9 protein-coding genes, 2 tRNA genes and 3 rRNA genes are annotated in these 14,819 nt (G+C 56.0%); 9 read left to right on the top strand and 5 right to left on the bottom strand.

The genetic code is table 11. The annotated features are described in order from the left end of the window. Position 1 precedes the first annotated feature (1 nt). Complete coding sequence (gene ilvN / locus R3E49_RS06550; protein ID WP_371294311.1) at positions 2-493, top strand: acetolactate synthase small subunit; 492 nt, start codon at positions 2-4, stop codon at positions 491-493. Between the two features lie 438 nt (positions 494-931). Here ilvN and ilvC read toward each other — a convergent pair whose 3' ends face one another. Then, entirely contained in the window at positions 932-2,404 is a 1,473-nt protein-coding gene (gene ilvC, locus R3E49_RS06545; RefSeq protein WP_371294310.1) for a ketol-acid reductoisomerase, read from the bottom strand. A gap of 104 nt (positions 2,405-2,508) precedes the next feature. On the opposite strand from ilvC, the gene ilvY reads away from it, so the two are divergent. The 7 genes from ilvY (at position 2,509) to rrf (ending at position 10,071) form a co-directional block, all read left to right on the top strand. After that, the gene (ilvY, locus tag R3E49_RS06540) at positions 2,509-3,420 is read left to right on the top strand and encodes an HTH-type transcriptional activator IlvY (RefSeq protein WP_371294309.1); all 912 of its coding nucleotides are present in this window, start codon (positions 2,509-2,511) and stop codon (positions 3,418-3,420) included. A gap of 33 nt (positions 3,421-3,453) precedes the next feature. Beyond that, positions 3,454-4,311, top strand: coding sequence for a CDP-diacylglycerol--serine O-phosphatidyltransferase (gene pssA, locus R3E49_RS06535; RefSeq protein WP_371294308.1), 858 nt, complete (start codon positions 3,454-3,456; stop codon positions 4,309-4,311). Between the two features lie 372 nt (positions 4,312-4,683). Then, positions 4,684-6,217 (top strand): 16S ribosomal RNA (locus tag R3E49_RS06530). 106 nt (positions 6,218-6,323) lie between these two features. Beyond that, positions 6,324-6,400: transfer RNA gene (locus R3E49_RS06525), tRNA-Ile, on the top strand. A gap of 5 nt (positions 6,401-6,405) precedes the next feature. Next, a tRNA-Ala gene (locus tag R3E49_RS06520) sits at positions 6,406-6,481 on the top strand. A gap of 347 nt (positions 6,482-6,828) precedes the next feature. Next, positions 6,829-9,746, top strand: a 23S ribosomal RNA gene (locus R3E49_RS06515). Positions 9,747-9,955: 209 nt separating this feature from the next. Beyond that, positions 9,956-10,071 (top strand): 5S ribosomal RNA (gene rrf / locus R3E49_RS06510). The 16S, 23S and 5S rRNA genes sit together here with 2 tRNA genes alongside, the layout of an rRNA operon. Positions 10,072-10,309: 238 nt before the next feature. Here rrf and R3E49_RS06505 read toward each other — a convergent pair. From R3E49_RS06505 to R3E49_RS06495, 3 genes are read right to left on the bottom strand one after another with little or no spacing between them, the layout of a single operon-like run. Next, complete coding sequence (locus R3E49_RS06505) at positions 10,310-11,887, bottom strand: IS66 family transposase (protein WP_371294307.1); 1,578 nt, start codon at positions 11,885-11,887, stop codon at positions 10,310-10,312. A 33-nt stretch (positions 11,888-11,920) separates the two neighbouring features. Beyond that, positions 11,921-12,280 carry an IS66 family insertion sequence element accessory protein TnpB gene (gene tnpB / locus R3E49_RS06500; protein WP_371294306.1) on the bottom strand — a complete coding sequence of 120 codons (360 nt, stop codon included), beginning with the start codon at positions 12,278-12,280 and terminating at the stop codon, positions 11,921-11,923. Then, complete coding sequence (locus R3E49_RS06495; protein ID WP_371294305.1) at positions 12,277-12,618, bottom strand: hypothetical protein; 342 nt, start codon at positions 12,616-12,618, stop codon at positions 12,277-12,279. The genes tnpB and R3E49_RS06495 overlap by 4 nt, the downstream gene beginning before the upstream one ends. A 300-nt stretch (positions 12,619-12,918) precedes the next feature. Between R3E49_RS06495 and R3E49_RS06490 the strand changes: the two genes are divergently transcribed. Next, a complete protein-coding gene (locus tag R3E49_RS06490; protein WP_371294304.1) occupies positions 12,919-14,463 on the top strand; it encodes a transposase in 1,545 nt (514 codons plus the stop codon). 174 nt (positions 14,464-14,637) lie between these two features. On the opposite strand, the gene R3E49_RS06485 is transcribed toward R3E49_RS06490, so the two are convergent. Beyond that, a partial coding sequence (locus tag R3E49_RS06485; protein WP_371294303.1) for a hypothetical protein occupies positions 14,638-14,819 on the bottom strand: 182 nt, incomplete at its 5' end.

The raw sequence follows: 14,819 nt of genomic DNA, 5'->3' as shown, positions 1-14,819 counted from the left end.
CATGCGACGCATCATTTCCATTCTGCTGGAAAACGAGCCGGGTGCGCTGTCGCGGGTTATCGGCCTGTTCTCCCAGCGCGGTTACAACATCGAGACGCTGAACGTGGCGCCCACCGAGGATGTCACGCTGTCCCGCCTGACACTGACCACCACCGGTGACGACAAGACCATGGAGCAGATCACCAAACAGCTGAACAAGCTGGTGGATGTCGTCAAACTGGTGGATCTTTCCGAGGGTGCGCACATCGAGCGCGACCTGATGCTGATCAAGGTGCGGGCGAGTGGCGCCATGCGCGACGAAATCAAGCGCACGACGGACATTTTCCGTGGCCAGATTGTGGATGTCGGGCCCAATACCTATACCATCCAGCTCACCGGGACGGGGGAGAAGCTCGATTCGTTCGTGGCGGCGATGGCCGAGGCAGATATTCTCGAGGTTGTGCGGTCTGGGGTGGCTGGGATCTCTCGTGGGGAGAAAGTGCTCAGGCTCTAGGGTGCTCGGCTCGGGGCTTTCCTGGTCCGTGGGTTGAGTGGGGGTTGGGTGGCGAACGCGATGGCCGCAAGGGCCGGGCGGGAACCGCTACGAGCACATCCATGTGCGCTTGGCGACGGCCATCCATGGCCGTCGACATTCCCGCCCGGCCCTTGCGGCCATCGCGTTCTGCGATTTGAATCGCTCAGCAGTGGCAAGCTTGTTCGATAAAGTCTAGGTGACCGATAGCAAAGCTATAAGCTCTCCCTGTAGCCACAGGCTGGCACTTTCCCAGCCCATTCAATGCACCATCCTTCCGCGCGAAGGGCGTTGGCGCCCGCCACGCCCATGATTCCGCCACGCCCCCGATTCCGGCACGCACCAAAGCCTGCCCCGAACAACCATCACCATAAAAAAGGGCCCCGAAGGGCCCCACGGATGTTCCAGCGCCTGAAACCCTCAGACGATACGTTTCATCGCCGTCATGTAGCCACGCAGCTTCTTGCCCACGATCTCCACCGGGTGTGAGCGGATCTTCTCGTTCACGGCAATCAGCTCCCGGTTGTCGACACCGTTATCACCGGCGATGGTTTTACCGATCACGTCTGTGTCGATATTCGTCATGAAGTCCTTCAGCAGCGGACGACAGGCGTGATCGAAGAGGTAACAGCCGTACTCTGCGGTATCGGAAATTACCACGTTCATCTCGTACAGCTTCTTGCGCGCAATCGTGTTGGCGATGAGCGGTGTTTCGTGCAGGGACTCATAGTACGCGGATTCGTCGATAATGCCGGCGGCGACCATGGTCTCGAAGGCCAGTTCGACGCCGGCCTTGACCATCGCAATCATGAGGATGCCGTTATCGTAGAACTCCTGTTCGCTGATTTCCGCTGCGGTGTTGGGCGTGTTCTCGAAAGCCGTTTCTGCGGTGTCGGCGCGCCACTTGAGCAGGTTGGCATCGTCGTTGGCCCAGTCTTCCATCATGGTGCGCGAGAAGTGCCCGGTCATGATGTCGTCCTGGTGCTTCTCATACAGCGGGCGCATGATGTCCTTGAGTTCTTCCGCCAGGTAAAAGGCGCGCAGCTTGGCGGGGTTGGACAGGCGGTCCATCATATTGGTAATGCCGCCGTGCTTGAGGCCTTCAGTCACGGTTTCCCAGCCGTACTGGATCAGTTTGGAGGCGTAACCGGGCTCAATACCTTTCTCCACCATTTTGTCGAAGCAGAGGATGGAGCCGGTTTGCAGCATGCCGCAGAGAATGGTCTGCTCGCCCATCAGGTCGGATTTCACTTCCGCGATGAAGGAGGATTCCAGGACGCCGGCGCGGTGGCCGCCCGTGCCCGCGGCATAGGCTTTTGCCAGCTCCAGACCCTCACCCCGCGGGTCGTTTTCGGTGTGCACCGCAATCAGGGTTGGTACGCCAAACCCGCGCTTGTATTCTTCCCGCACCTCGGTGCCGGGGCACTTGGGTGCAACCATAATCACCGTGAGGTCTTCACGGATCTTCATTCCCTCTTCGACGATGTTGAAGCCGTGTGAATAGGCGAGGCAGGCGTTCTTTTTCATCAACGGCATGACCTCGGCGACAACAGCGCTGTGTTGTTTGTCGGGCGTGAGGTTCAGCACCAGGTCGGCCTGCGGGATCAGTTCCTGGTAGGTGCCTACCGTGAAGCCATTCTCGGTTGCGTTTTTCCACGATTGCCGTTTTTCGGCGATGGCGCTGTCGCGCAGGGTGTAGGACACATCAAGCCCGCTATCGCGAAGGTTGAGGCCCTGGTTCAGGCCCTGTGCGCCACAGCCGATGATAACCAGCTTCTTGCCGCGCAATTTCTCGACGCCATCGGCGAACTCCGATGCATCCATGAAGCGGCATTTGCCGAGTTGTTGCAGCTGCAGACGCAGCGGCAGCGTATTGAAGTAATTCTGTCCCATGATGAGGCCCTGAGTTGAGTGTTGATTGATAAAGGATACGGCAAAGCATTCGTTGCGTAAAAAGCTAAATAGTTGAAACTGTGTTGCGTTTATCGCAAAGTAGGATGATGGACACAAAAGCACTCCAGGTATTTCTCTCGGTCGCCGGCAGCCTCAATTTCAGCCGCAGCGCGGAGCGCCTGCACATGAGTGTGAGCGCCGTCAGTCGGACGGTGCAGCGCCTGGAGGACGAGCTCGGGCAGTCGCTGCTGGAGCGGGATCAGCGGAATATGCAGCTGACCCCCGCAGGCCGCACGCTCCGTGACTATGCCCAGCGCAGCGTGTCCGACTGGCAGAACCTGCGGCGACAGCTGCGCGGCGACCAGCAACTGGCAGGAGAGGTGAACCTCTACTGCTCTGTGACCGCCAGTTACAGCATTCTCGCGCCGATCCTGGAAGCGTTCCGTCAGCGTCAGCCCGGTGTTGAGCTCATGATGCACACTGGTGACCAGGCCGATGGTGTGGATCGAGTGCTGTCCGGCCAGGATGACGTCGCGGTGAGTGGGCGGCCGGGCTACCTGCCGCCACGCCTTGCCTTTCTGTCACTGCTGCAGTCACCGATGGTGGTCTGTATGCCCGCAGCCGACTGTGCGGTGCGCCGTATGTTGCTCGCCAGCGACGTGGCGGCGGCTGACTTCGACTGGAGCGGTATCCCGTTTATTGTGCCCGAGCGTGGGGTAACCAAGGACCTGTTGGATGGGTGGCTGGACAGGCGCAGCAGCCGGCCGCGTATCTATGCCCAGGTGGCCGGGCATGAGGCGATTGTGGCTATGGTGGGGTTGGGTCTGGGGGTGGGTATTGCGCCGGAACTCGTGATTCAGGCCAGCGGCATGGCCTCGCGCGTGACCGCGGTTCCTGTGTGGGAACCTCTGCCCCCGCTGGATATCGGCTTGTGTAGTCTGAATAGCCGGCTTGAGGATCCCAGGGTCAAATCCCTGTGGGAGGTGGCACGACAGACCTACGACAGCGCTCTTTGATATACTCACGGTAGTGAAGAGATGGGCAATCCTATGAACGACAAGGCACAGGGCGAGACAGGCAAGGCCGCCGATATAGACGGGAAGCTACAAGGCGTGACCCCGTCGCTCGAGCTGATCGTGGATGAGCACGAGGAGGAGGTCTCCGAGGATGGCCGCACGGTGCGGCGGCAGGGCATTTACCTGCTGCCCAACCTGATGACCACGGGCGCCCTGTTTGCCGGTTTCTATGCCGTGGTTGCGGCCATGCGCGGTGATTTCGAAAGCGCTGCGGTGGCGATCTTCTTCGCCATGATCTTCGATGGGCTCGATGGGCGAATCGCCCGCATGACCAACACGTCGAGCAAATTTGGCGCGGAGTACGACAGTCTGTCCGACATGGTGTCCTTCGGTGTGGCGCCGGCCCTCGTCATGTTCAGCTGGGCTCTGGGTGAGTTGGGCAAATTCGGTTGGAGCGCAGCCTTTGTGTACGTTGCCTGTGCGGCGCTGCGGCTGGCGCGCTTCAATACGCAGATCGACACCGCCGACAAGAACTACTTCACCGGCCTTGCGAGCCCAGCGGCGGCGGCGGTGGTGGCGAGCACGGTCTGGGTCTGCCACGATCTGGGTTGGACTGGACCGGACCTGCCCTTCGAAGTGGCGGTGCTGGTAGCCCTGCTGACAACCGTGCTCGGGCTGCTGATGATGGCCAACTTTCCCTACTACAGCTTCAAAGGCGTGGACTTTCGGGGTCGTGTGCCCTTTGTCGCGATGATCCTGTTGGTCCTCGTGTTCAGCCTGGTGACGCTGGACCCGCCCAGTGTGTTTCTGCTCGCATTTCTGGTCTACGCGGCCTCTGGCCCGGTCATGCAGTTGCAGCGTTGGCGCAAGGCACGCCAGAGCGAGGCCTGATAGAGCTTTCGGGAGCACGCCGCGGGCGTGCCCCCGCTCGGCTTTGAGCCCCCGTGGAAAATACTTTCAAATATTTTCGGAAAAGCCCTTGCAGGGCATTCGCCGATACGTATAATGCGCATCCTCGGTTGGGGGCAACCACCAACGGAAACACGGCAGCCATAGCGCTTCCGAGCTATTTAACAAAGAAACGAAGACAGATGTGTGGGCACTTGTTGGGATAGTTGTACGACTATTCAGACACAACAAGTGACTCATCGATTCATTTATGGATATATGATTACGAACTGTGTCTGAGCCGAGATTTGGGTGTTATCGCGGGGTTACCGCGCAAACATCCCCTCTTGCCCTTTGGGGTAGAGGTTAAAGATTAAACTGAAGAGTTTGATCATGGCTCAGATTGAACGCTGGCGGCAGGCCTAACACATGCAAGTCGAGCGCGAAAGGCCTTCGGGTTGAGTAGAGCGGCGGACGGGTGAGTAACGCGTAGGAATCTACCTGGTAGTGGGGGATAACTTGGGGAAACCCAAGCTAATACCGCATACGCCCTAAGGGGGAAAGCGGGGGATCTTCGGACCTCGCGCTATCGGATGAGCCTGCGTAGGATTAGCTTGTTGGTGAGGTAAAGGCTCACCAAGGCGACGATCCTTAGCTGGTCTGAGAGGATGATCAGCCACACCGGGACTGAGACACGGCCCGGACTCCTACGGGAGGCAGCAGTGGGGAATATTGCGCAATGGGCGAAAGCCTGACGCAGCCATGCCGCGTGTGTGAAGAAGGCCTTCGGGTTGTAAAGCACTTTCACTTGGGAAGAAAGGCTGGGGGCTAATACCTTTCAGCTGTGACATTACCTTGAGAAGAAGCACCGGCTAACTCCGTGCCAGCAGCCGCGGTAATACGGAGGGTGCAAGCGTTAATCGGAATTACTGGGCGTAAAGCGCGCGTAGGCGGTTTGTTAAGTCGGATGTGAAAGCCCCGGGCTCAACCTGGGAACTGCACCCGATACTGGCCGACTAGAGTACGAGAGAGGGAGGTAGAATTCCACGTGTAGCGGTGAAATGCGTAGATATGTGGAGGAATACCGGTGGCGAAGGCGACCTCCTGGCTCGATACTGACGCTGAGGTGCGAAAGCGTGGGGAGCAAACAGGATTAGATACCCTGGTAGTCCACGCCGTAAACGATGTCTACTAGCCGTTGGGAGACTTGATTTCTTGGTGGCGCAGCTAACGCACTAAGTAGACCGCCTGGGGAGTACGGCCGCAAGGTTAAAACTCAAATGAATTGACGGGGGCCCGCACAAGCGGTGGAGCATGTGGTTTAATTCGATGCAACGCGAAGAACCTTACCAGGTCTTGACATCCAGAGAACTTTCCAGAGATGGATTGGTGCCTTCGGGAACTCTGAGACAGGTGCTGCATGGCTGTCGTCAGCTCGTGTCGTGAGATGTTGGGTTAAGTCCCGTAACGAGCGCAACCCTTGTCCTTAGTTGCCAGCACGTAATGCTGGGAACTCTAAGGAGACTGCCGGTGACAAACCGGAGGAAGGTGGGGACGACGTCAAGTCATCATGGCCCTTACGACCTGGGCTACACACGTGCTACAATGGACCGTACAGAGGGCAGCAAAGCCGCGAGGTGGAGCTAATCCCAGAAAACGTTTCGTAGTCCGGATCGGAGTCTGCAACTCGACTCCGTGAAGTCGGAATCGCTAGTAATCGCGAATCAGAATGTCGCGGTGAATACGTTCCCGGGCCTTGTACACACCGCCCGTCACACCATGGGAGTGGGTTGCTCCAGAAGTGGTTAGTCTAACCTTCGGGGGGACGATCACCACGGAGTGATTCATGACTGGGGTGAAGTCGTAACAAGGTAGCCCTAGGGGAACCTGGGGCTGGATCACCTCCTTAAACGACCGTGCACTGCTCAATGAGTGTCCACACATTTGTCTTCGTTTTGTTTGGTTGATGAGAGACTTGCCTAAGGGCAGGAGATTGCCAGTGGGTGCTGACTCATAGGCCTGTAGCTCAGTTGGTTAGAGCGCACCCCTGATAAGGGTGAGGTCGGCAGTTCAAATCTGCCCAGGCCTACCATTTATGGGGCTATAGCTCAGCTGGGAGAGCGCCTGATTTGCATTCAGGAGGTCTGCGGTTCGATCCCGCATAGCTCCACCATTTATCGTCCTCTCGTCATCAGTTCAGTTGTAAGCGTTTTGTGTGACAGAGCGTTTACAACTGGTTCTGGCAACCAGATGTTCTTTAACAAGGTAAATCAAGCTGAGTCTAAGGATTGTAGCCTGGCACTTGGATCCCTTTGGGGGTTTGTGTGGTGGGAACGATCCTAAGATATTGTTCTGGATACGCTCTTCAATTCGGCGTATCCAAACGAGTTGTACAACACTGTGACTTAAGCGTCACAACATCCGGCGGGTGCAGGCTTTGATCGGCCTGCATCTCAAGTACCTGACATGATCACAAGGGTGTCAGGGAACTGTCTCGAGATCAGATAACTTGGGTTATATGGTCAAGTGACTAAGCGCATACGGTGGATGCCTTGGCAGTCAGAGGCGATGAAGGACGTAGTAGCCTGCGAAAAGCTTCGGGGAGTCGGCAAACAGACTTTGATCCGGAGATGTCCGAATGGGGAAACCCACCTGGTGTAAGCCAGGTATCCTTAACTGAATACATAGGTTAAGGAGGCGAACTCAGGGAACTGAAACATCTAAGTACCTGAAGGAAAAGAAATCAATTGAGATTCCCCCAGTAGCGGCGAGCGACCGGGGAGAAGCCTGCAAGTAATAGCAGTGCGGTTAGTGGAACGGTCTGGAAAGTCCGGCGATAGAGGGTGATAGCCCCGTACACGAAAACTGCGTTGTGGTACTGAGCTTGCGACAAGTAGGTCGGGACACGTGTTATCTTGACTGAATATGGGGGGACCATCCTCCAAGGCTAAATACTCCTGACTGACCGATAGTGAACCAGTACCGTGAGGGAAAGGCGAAAAGAACCCCGGAGAGGGGAGTGAAATAGAACCTGAAACCGTATGCGTACAAGCAGTGGGAGCCCCTTTCGGGGGGTGACTGCGTACCTTTTGTATAATGGGTCAGCGAGTTATTGTCAGTAGCGAGGTTAACCATTTAGGGGAGCCGTAGGGAAACCGAGTCTTAATAGGGCGCTTTAGTTGCTGGTAATAGACCCGAAACCGGGCGATCTATCCATGGCCAGGTTGAAGGTGCCGTAACAGGCACTGGAGGACCGAACCCACGTATGTTGAAAAATGCGGGGATGAGCTGTGGATCGGAGTGAAAGGCTAATCAAGCCCGGAGATAGCTGGTTCTCCTCGAAAACTATTTAGGTAGTGCCTCGTGTTTGACTACTGGGGGTAAAGCACTGTGTCGGCTAGGGGGTCATCCCGACTTACCAACCCGATGCAAACTCTGAATACCAGTAAGTTTTATCACGGGAGACAGACGGCGGGTGCTAACGTCCGTCGTCGAGAGGGCAACAACCCAGACCGCCAGCTAAGGTCCCTAATATCAGTTAAGTGGGAAACGATGTGGGAAGGCTCAGACAGCTAGGAGGTTGGCTTAGAAGCAGCCACCCTTTAAAGAAAGCGTAATAGCTCACTAGTCGAGTCGGCCTGCGCGGAAGATATACCGGGGCTAAACTGATAACCGAAGCTGCGGATATGCGATCTATTTATAGGTTGTGTATGGTAGAGGAGCGTTCTGTAAGCCGTTGAAGGTGAATCGTAAGGTTTGCTGGAGGTATCAGAAGTGCGAATGCTGACATGAGTAACGACAAGGGGGGTGAAAAACCTCCCCGCCGGAAGATCAAGGTTTCCTGCCCAACGTTAATCGGGGCAGGGTGAGTCGGCCCCTAAGGCGAGGGAGAAATCCGTAGTCGATGGGAAATCGGTTAAAATTCCGATACCGGCTTTTACTGCGATGGAGTGACGGAGAAGGCTAGGCCAGCACGGCGTTGGTTGTCCGTGTTTAAGCGTGTAGGGGGAGCTCTTAGGTAAATCCGGGAGTTCGCTACCCTGAGACGTGATGACGATCCCTTAACGCGAGTTTCGGGAGAAGTGGTTGATGCCCTGCTTCCAGGAAAAACTTCTAAGCATCAGGTAAAAGCTGACCGTACTGTAAACCGACACAGGTGATCAGGTAGAGAATACCAAGGCGCTTGAGAGAACTTGGGTGAAGGAACTAGGCAAAATGGTACCGTAACTTCGGGAGAAGGTACGCTCCCTTTGGTGAAGTATTTACTACGTAAGCTGAGGGGAGTCGAAGTGACCAGGTGGCTGCAACTGTTTACTAAAAACATAGCACTCTGCAAACACGTAAGTGGACGTATAGGGTGTGACGCCTGCCCGGTGCCGGAAGGTTAATTGATGGGGTTAGCTTCGGCGAAGCTCTTGATCGAAGCCCCGGTAAACGGCGGCCGTAACTATAACGGTCCTAAGGTAGCGAAATTCCTTGTCGGGTAAGTTCCGACCTGCACGAATGGCGTAACGATGGCCACACTGTCTCCACCCGAGACTCAGTGAAATTGAAATCGCTGTTAAGATGCAGTGTACCCGCGGCTAGACGGAAAGACCCCGTGAACCTTTACTATAGCTTCACAGTGGACTTTGACTTTACTTGTGTAGGATAGCTGGGAGGCTTTGAAGCAGTGGCGCCAGCCATTGTGGAGCCAACCTTGAAATACCAGCCTGGTAACGTTGAGGTTCTAACTCAGGCCCATTATCCGGGTCGAGGACAGTGTGTGGTGGGTAGTTTGACTGGGGCGGTCTCCTCCCAAAGAGTAACGGAGGAGCACGAAGGTGCGCTAATCATGGTCGGAAATCATGAGGTTAGTGTAAAGGCACAAGCGCGCTTGACTGCGAGTCTGACAAGACGAGCAGGTACGAAAGTAGGTCTTAGTGATCCGGTGGTTCTGTATGGAAGGGCCATCGCTCAACGGATAAAAGGTACTCCGGGGATAACAGGCTGATACCGCCCAAGAGTTCACATCGACGGCGGTGTTTGGCACCTCGATGTCGGCTCATCACATCCTGGGGCTGAAGCCGGTCCCAAGGGTATGGCTGTTCGCCATTTAAAGTGGTACGCGAGCTGGGTTTAGAACGTCGTGAGACAGTTCGGTCCCTATCTGCCGTGGGCGTTGGAGATTTGAGGAAAGCTGCTCCTAGTACGAGAGGACCGGAGTGGACGAACCTCTGGTGTTCGGGTTGTCACGCCAGTGGCATTGCCCGGTAGCTATGTTCGGACAGGATAACCGCTGAAAGCATCTAAGCGGGAAGCCCCTCCCAAGATAAGTTCTCCCTGGGGACTTGATCCCCCTGAAGGGCCGTTGAAGACTACAACGTTGATAGGCTGGGTGTGGAAGCGCGGTAACGCGTTGAGCTAACCAGTACTAATTGCCCGTGAGGCTTGACCATATAATCCAAGTGATTTGCGTGGCGTATGCCACACGAGCGCTGGATGTTGTGACAAGTCGTAGTGAGATGGATGTAAGCGCCAGTAGTCATGGCGAGATGTACGTCAGTACAGCGCGTGAACAGCGGTATCAGCTTGATTTACCACCCTATTTGACAAGACGAGGGCAGCGCAAGGCGCGCGTAAGACCCGACTCGGTCAAGCCAGTTTGCCTGGCGACCATAGAGCGTTGGAACCACCTGACCCCATCCCGAACTCAGTAGTGAAACGACGCATCGCCGATGGTAGTGTGGGGTCTCCCCATGTGAGAGTAGGTCATCGCCAGGCTTCTAAACCCAAACCCCGAAGTACACTGTGCTTCGGGGTTTTTTATGGGGTTTCTCCGTAAGCGATCGGTAATCCACGTGTTGACGCTTTGACAAGGTTGCTGATTTTTCTTGGGGACGGTATCGTCGATTTTCGCGAGCTCAGGATAAACCCGCTTGCCAGGAAGGCACTCTCAGAATGAGAGATCTGCAAAGGATTGTTGGTGCAGCCAGGAAGGCGGCTGCCTTCCCGGTATCTTTCAGCTCGCGGTTTCTTGCCGGAGTATCCACGGCAGTAGCGCCTCAATATCCCCGACGGTTTCCGCTCTCGGTAGCAGCGTGTAAACCTGACGCAGGTAGGCGTAAGGTTCAAGGCCATTCGCCTTCGCCGTTTCGATCAGCGAGTACAGATTCGCACTGGCGGTCACTCCCTTGACCGAATCACTGAACAACCAGTTCTTCCTGCCAACGACAAACGGTCGAAGGGCGTTTTCAGCTCGGTTGTTATCAATCTCCAGACGACCGTCATCCAGATAGCGAATCAGCTTCTCCCATTCGTTGTTCAGATAGTTCAGCGCTTTGCCCGCGGCGGTTGTTGGTGGCACCTGCGGCAAACTCTTGTCGAGCCATTCCCTCAACGTCTGCAGAATGGGACGGGCATGTTGCAGTCGATGAGCTTTGCGCTCATCCGCCGACAACTCGTTGGCCTGTTGCTCCACCCGGTAGAGTTTCTGGATCAGTGATAACCCCTGCTGTGCCTTGCCGGCTTTCGGTTTCTTGCCCTGAGCTTTGACGGCTTCGCTGAACTTGCGACGGGCGTGCGCCCAGCATCCTATATGCACCAGATCGTTTTGACGGATGACCGCGTGGTAACCCGCGTAACCATCGGTCTGCAAGTAACCCTGATAGCCTGACAACAGACGTAGCGGTACCGACTGACTGCGGGATGGGTCGTAATCGAACAGCACTACCGGTTGTTCCGGTGGCCCACCCCGTTGCAACCAGAGATAGGATTGCGATTGTGCCGCCTTGCCGGCTTCGTTCAGGACTTGCACCCGCGTTTCATCCATCTGGATCACGTCATAACCCAGTAATCGATCCCGGAGCAGGTTGATCAGCGGCTGAATCAGTTCTCCTGCACGGATCATCCAGTTCGCCAGTGTCGCCCGAGGGATATCCACGCCGATGCGCTGCAGAATCTGCTCCTGACGGTACAGGGGCAAGGCATCCTGATACTTGGAAACGGTGACATGTGCCAGCAGACCCGGTGAAGCCAAACTTTTGGGGATGGGCTGATTCGGTAACGGAGCTGTGCGGATGCACTGACCGCAGTCACAGGCGTAGCGCTTGCGAATATGGCGAATGACCTGGATCTTAGCTGGCACAATATCCAACTGCTCCGAGATCACCTCGGTAATGACTTTAAGTGCTTGTCCATCATGAGGGCACACCTGCTCTGACTCCGGCAGTTCGTGTACGACATCGACCCGCGGCAGCGTGTCTGGCAACGGCTTGCGACCGCGCTTTTTGCGGGTATGGGCAGGCACCTCAATGGTGTCGTCATCACCATCGGCCAACGAGTCCACATCTGATGATTCCAGTTCATCGACATCAGCCTCGGCTTCATCGAACAGGCGAATCTGATCGGCAGAGACCTTCTCGCTGCTGGCGGCGTAACGTCGCGCCAGGGCGAGATTTAATTGCTCTTGAAGGGAGAAAATCTGGTTCGATTGTTGCCGATTTTTCCGGATGAGATCGTCATTGATCTCCGCCTGCTGACGCACGAGGGCTTTGAGTGCGTCGACGTCGTTTGGCAGGGAATCGGGTAGGCTGGACATGCCCGGCATTATACCGGAACCGAGCCTTGCCCCCTATAAAACCTGAGTAAATTGCAGTCTTTGATGCGGCTTCATGCGGGTAATGTCATAGCCATCCAACAGCCAGTTGAGCTGCTGAGACGTCAGAGCCACCACAGCATTGGAATCACGTCGAGGCCAGTGGAATCGAGCTTTCTCGAGCCGCTTCTGCCATAGACAAAAGCCACTGCCTTCCCAGTACAGAATCTTGATGCGATCCCGTGAGCGGTTGCAGAACACAAACAGTTGCTCCGAGAACGGATCCAGACACAACAGTTCTTCTACCAGAATTGCCAGGCCGTTGATGCCCTTGCGGAAGTCGATGGCATCGCGGCACAAGTGCACGACCGGGATGTCGTTCGAGGGTCGCATCATGACAGCGACGCCGCCACTGTCAAAACCTGAGTTAGTATCGCAGAGCCAACATCTCCGCGGATCGAGACGGAGACCCCGTTGGGAAGCTGTATCTGACAGAGGCCTTCAGCAATTGGTGTCGAATCAAAGATCTCAACTCGCTGGAATTTATGACGGGACGGCCGGGACAAGACTCCCTTGCGAGCCAGTTCTTTGCGAGCGGAATACAGTGCTTTGACGCACAATCCACGCGAATCGGCATAGGCTTTTGAGCTGACACCGGCCGCCTCGCAGGCTTTGATGTGTTGCAGCCAGTATTGTTGGCGTTCGGTCAACGAATCTTCAGCGGTGTCTGTCACGAGCAGTCTCCATAGAAAAATGAAGACCGCAGGGTGACGGTGAAATCAATAGAGCGGTAGAGCGTGGTTTATTGAGCGCTTACGAATAAAGTGGTACCTATGTGTCGAGAAGCTCAATAAATTTCATAGCCTTATAACTCGTTAGAGCATCCGACTATGGGTGCTGACTCATAGACTGGAGTCGGTGGGCGTGACCAGATCTGCTCGAATATAACCAAGCGGTTGGATACTTCGGATGTTCCCCGCCAAAGCTCACGGCCCCATTGTGTTTGACTTCAACTCTGTTGGAGTCGACGCAGCATGCTGTCACCAGGCACAGGAGGGGCTGCCCCTTTTTATGGGCATGCCCTTGGTCACGCCACCTATGAACGCCATCGCCCAGAGCAAACTCTGCTCTACCAACTTGTAGAGAAACACTACCCAGCCCTGGTTGAGCAATTGGAAGCCCAGGGCAAAAGTCTGCCGATTCATGTCCATCGAGAATTTGAAGCGTATCTCAAATGCGGTCGCCTCGAGCACGGGTTTCTTCGCGTGCGTTGCAATACGTGTCACTTCGAGCGCCTGGTGGCGTTCTCCTGCAAGAAGCGAGGATTCTGCCCCAGCTGTGGCGCCCGCCGCATGGTCGAGACAGCGGCCCTTCTCTCGGATGAAGTGTTTCCCAATGTACCGCTTCGCCAGTGGGTGATCAGCTTCCCCTTTCCGCTACGCTACCTGTTCGCTGCCCATCCCCAAGCAATGGGCAAGGTGCTGGGCATTATTTACCGCGCAATTTCTACACATCTGATCCACAAGGCTGGATACCGACTCCAGGACGGGGCGACTGGTGCGGTAACGTTGATACAACGCTTCGGATCAGCCCTAAACCTCAATATACATTTTCACATCCTGTTTCTGGATGGCGTCTATGTATATCGAGGCGATCGATCACCCCGGTTTCAACGCCTCAAAACGCCGGATAAAAGCGAACTTGAGGACCTGGTTCAGCTTATCAGCCAACGGGTAGGTCGCTGCCTGGAACGCCAGGGCTTGCTGGAACAGGACACCGAGAGCGCCTGGCTGGAACTGGAGCCTGCAGACGACACGGATGCCATGCCTCATCTACTGGGTAGTTCCGTGTCTTATCGCATCGCCGTCGGGCCGCAGCAGGGGCGCAAGGCCTTCATGATCCGCACCATCCGTCCACTGGACCGGCCTGATCCCGGACTGGAGCGGGTGGCCAAAGCCAACGGATTTTCGCTACACGCCGGGGTGAGCTGTGAGGGGCATCAAAAGGACAAGCGAGAGCGCCTGTGCCGTTACATCGCCAGGCCAGCGGTGGCAGTTCCCCGACTTTCACTGAGTTCCACAGGCAAGGTGGTTTACAGCCTGAAGACACCGTACCGGGATGGAACGACACAAGTGGCCTTCGATCCGGTGGATTTCATGGCCAGATTGGCGGCACTGGTTCCCAAGCCCAGGGTCAATCTCACTCGCTACCACGGAGTACTGGCACCGAACCACCGATGGCGTGGGGAGGTCACTCCGGCAAAACGAGGCAAAGGGGTAATGCGTCCTTCCGATAATGACGTCGTCTCACCGACTGAGCGCCATGTCGTCATGACCTGGGCCCAGCGACTCAAACGGGTATTCAATATCGACATTGAAGTCTGCAGCCGCTGCGGCGGATCCGTCAGAGTCATCGCTTGTATTGAGGACCAGGACGTCATCGACCAGATCCTAGCCCATCTTCGCGAGAAGGAAAAGGAAGCTCCTGCCCGGCCCCTTCTGGTACCGCCAACCAGGGCGCCACCTGCCACGCTGTCTCTTTTCGCCGGAACGGAGTTGAATCAGCAGGGACGCCACTGAAAACCCCATGGCACGGACTGCTGCGGGCTCTCGTTCAGGAATGGACGAATATGAATTGCACGGTCACCTCAACGAAAAACTTTTCAGGGCAATCGGGAATTGTTTCGCGAATTTATCCAGTTCAGTCGGCAGTATCAGTGAGGAAATCTACTCCCGACAGGCCGTTTATTTTTCCTATACTTGAATGCCGATGCGCTCGAGGGGCGTGGCCGTGGGGATGTAGGCCCGCGTCTTCAGATTGGGCCTGCCATCGACCAGCTCGACATTGCCGCTGGCCTGGAGAATCTGCAGCATGGCCCCCGGCGTGATATCCCCACTGTAATCCCGCACCAGCGCGTGAAAGCTGCCGAACTCCC

Origin of the sequence: Haliea sp., assembly GCF_041395985.1 — a bacterium.
In the GTDB taxonomy this organism is placed as follows: Bacteria; Pseudomonadota; Gammaproteobacteria; order Pseudomonadales; family Halieaceae; genus Haliea.
This window is presented reverse-complemented; position numbering and strand designations above follow the sequence as displayed.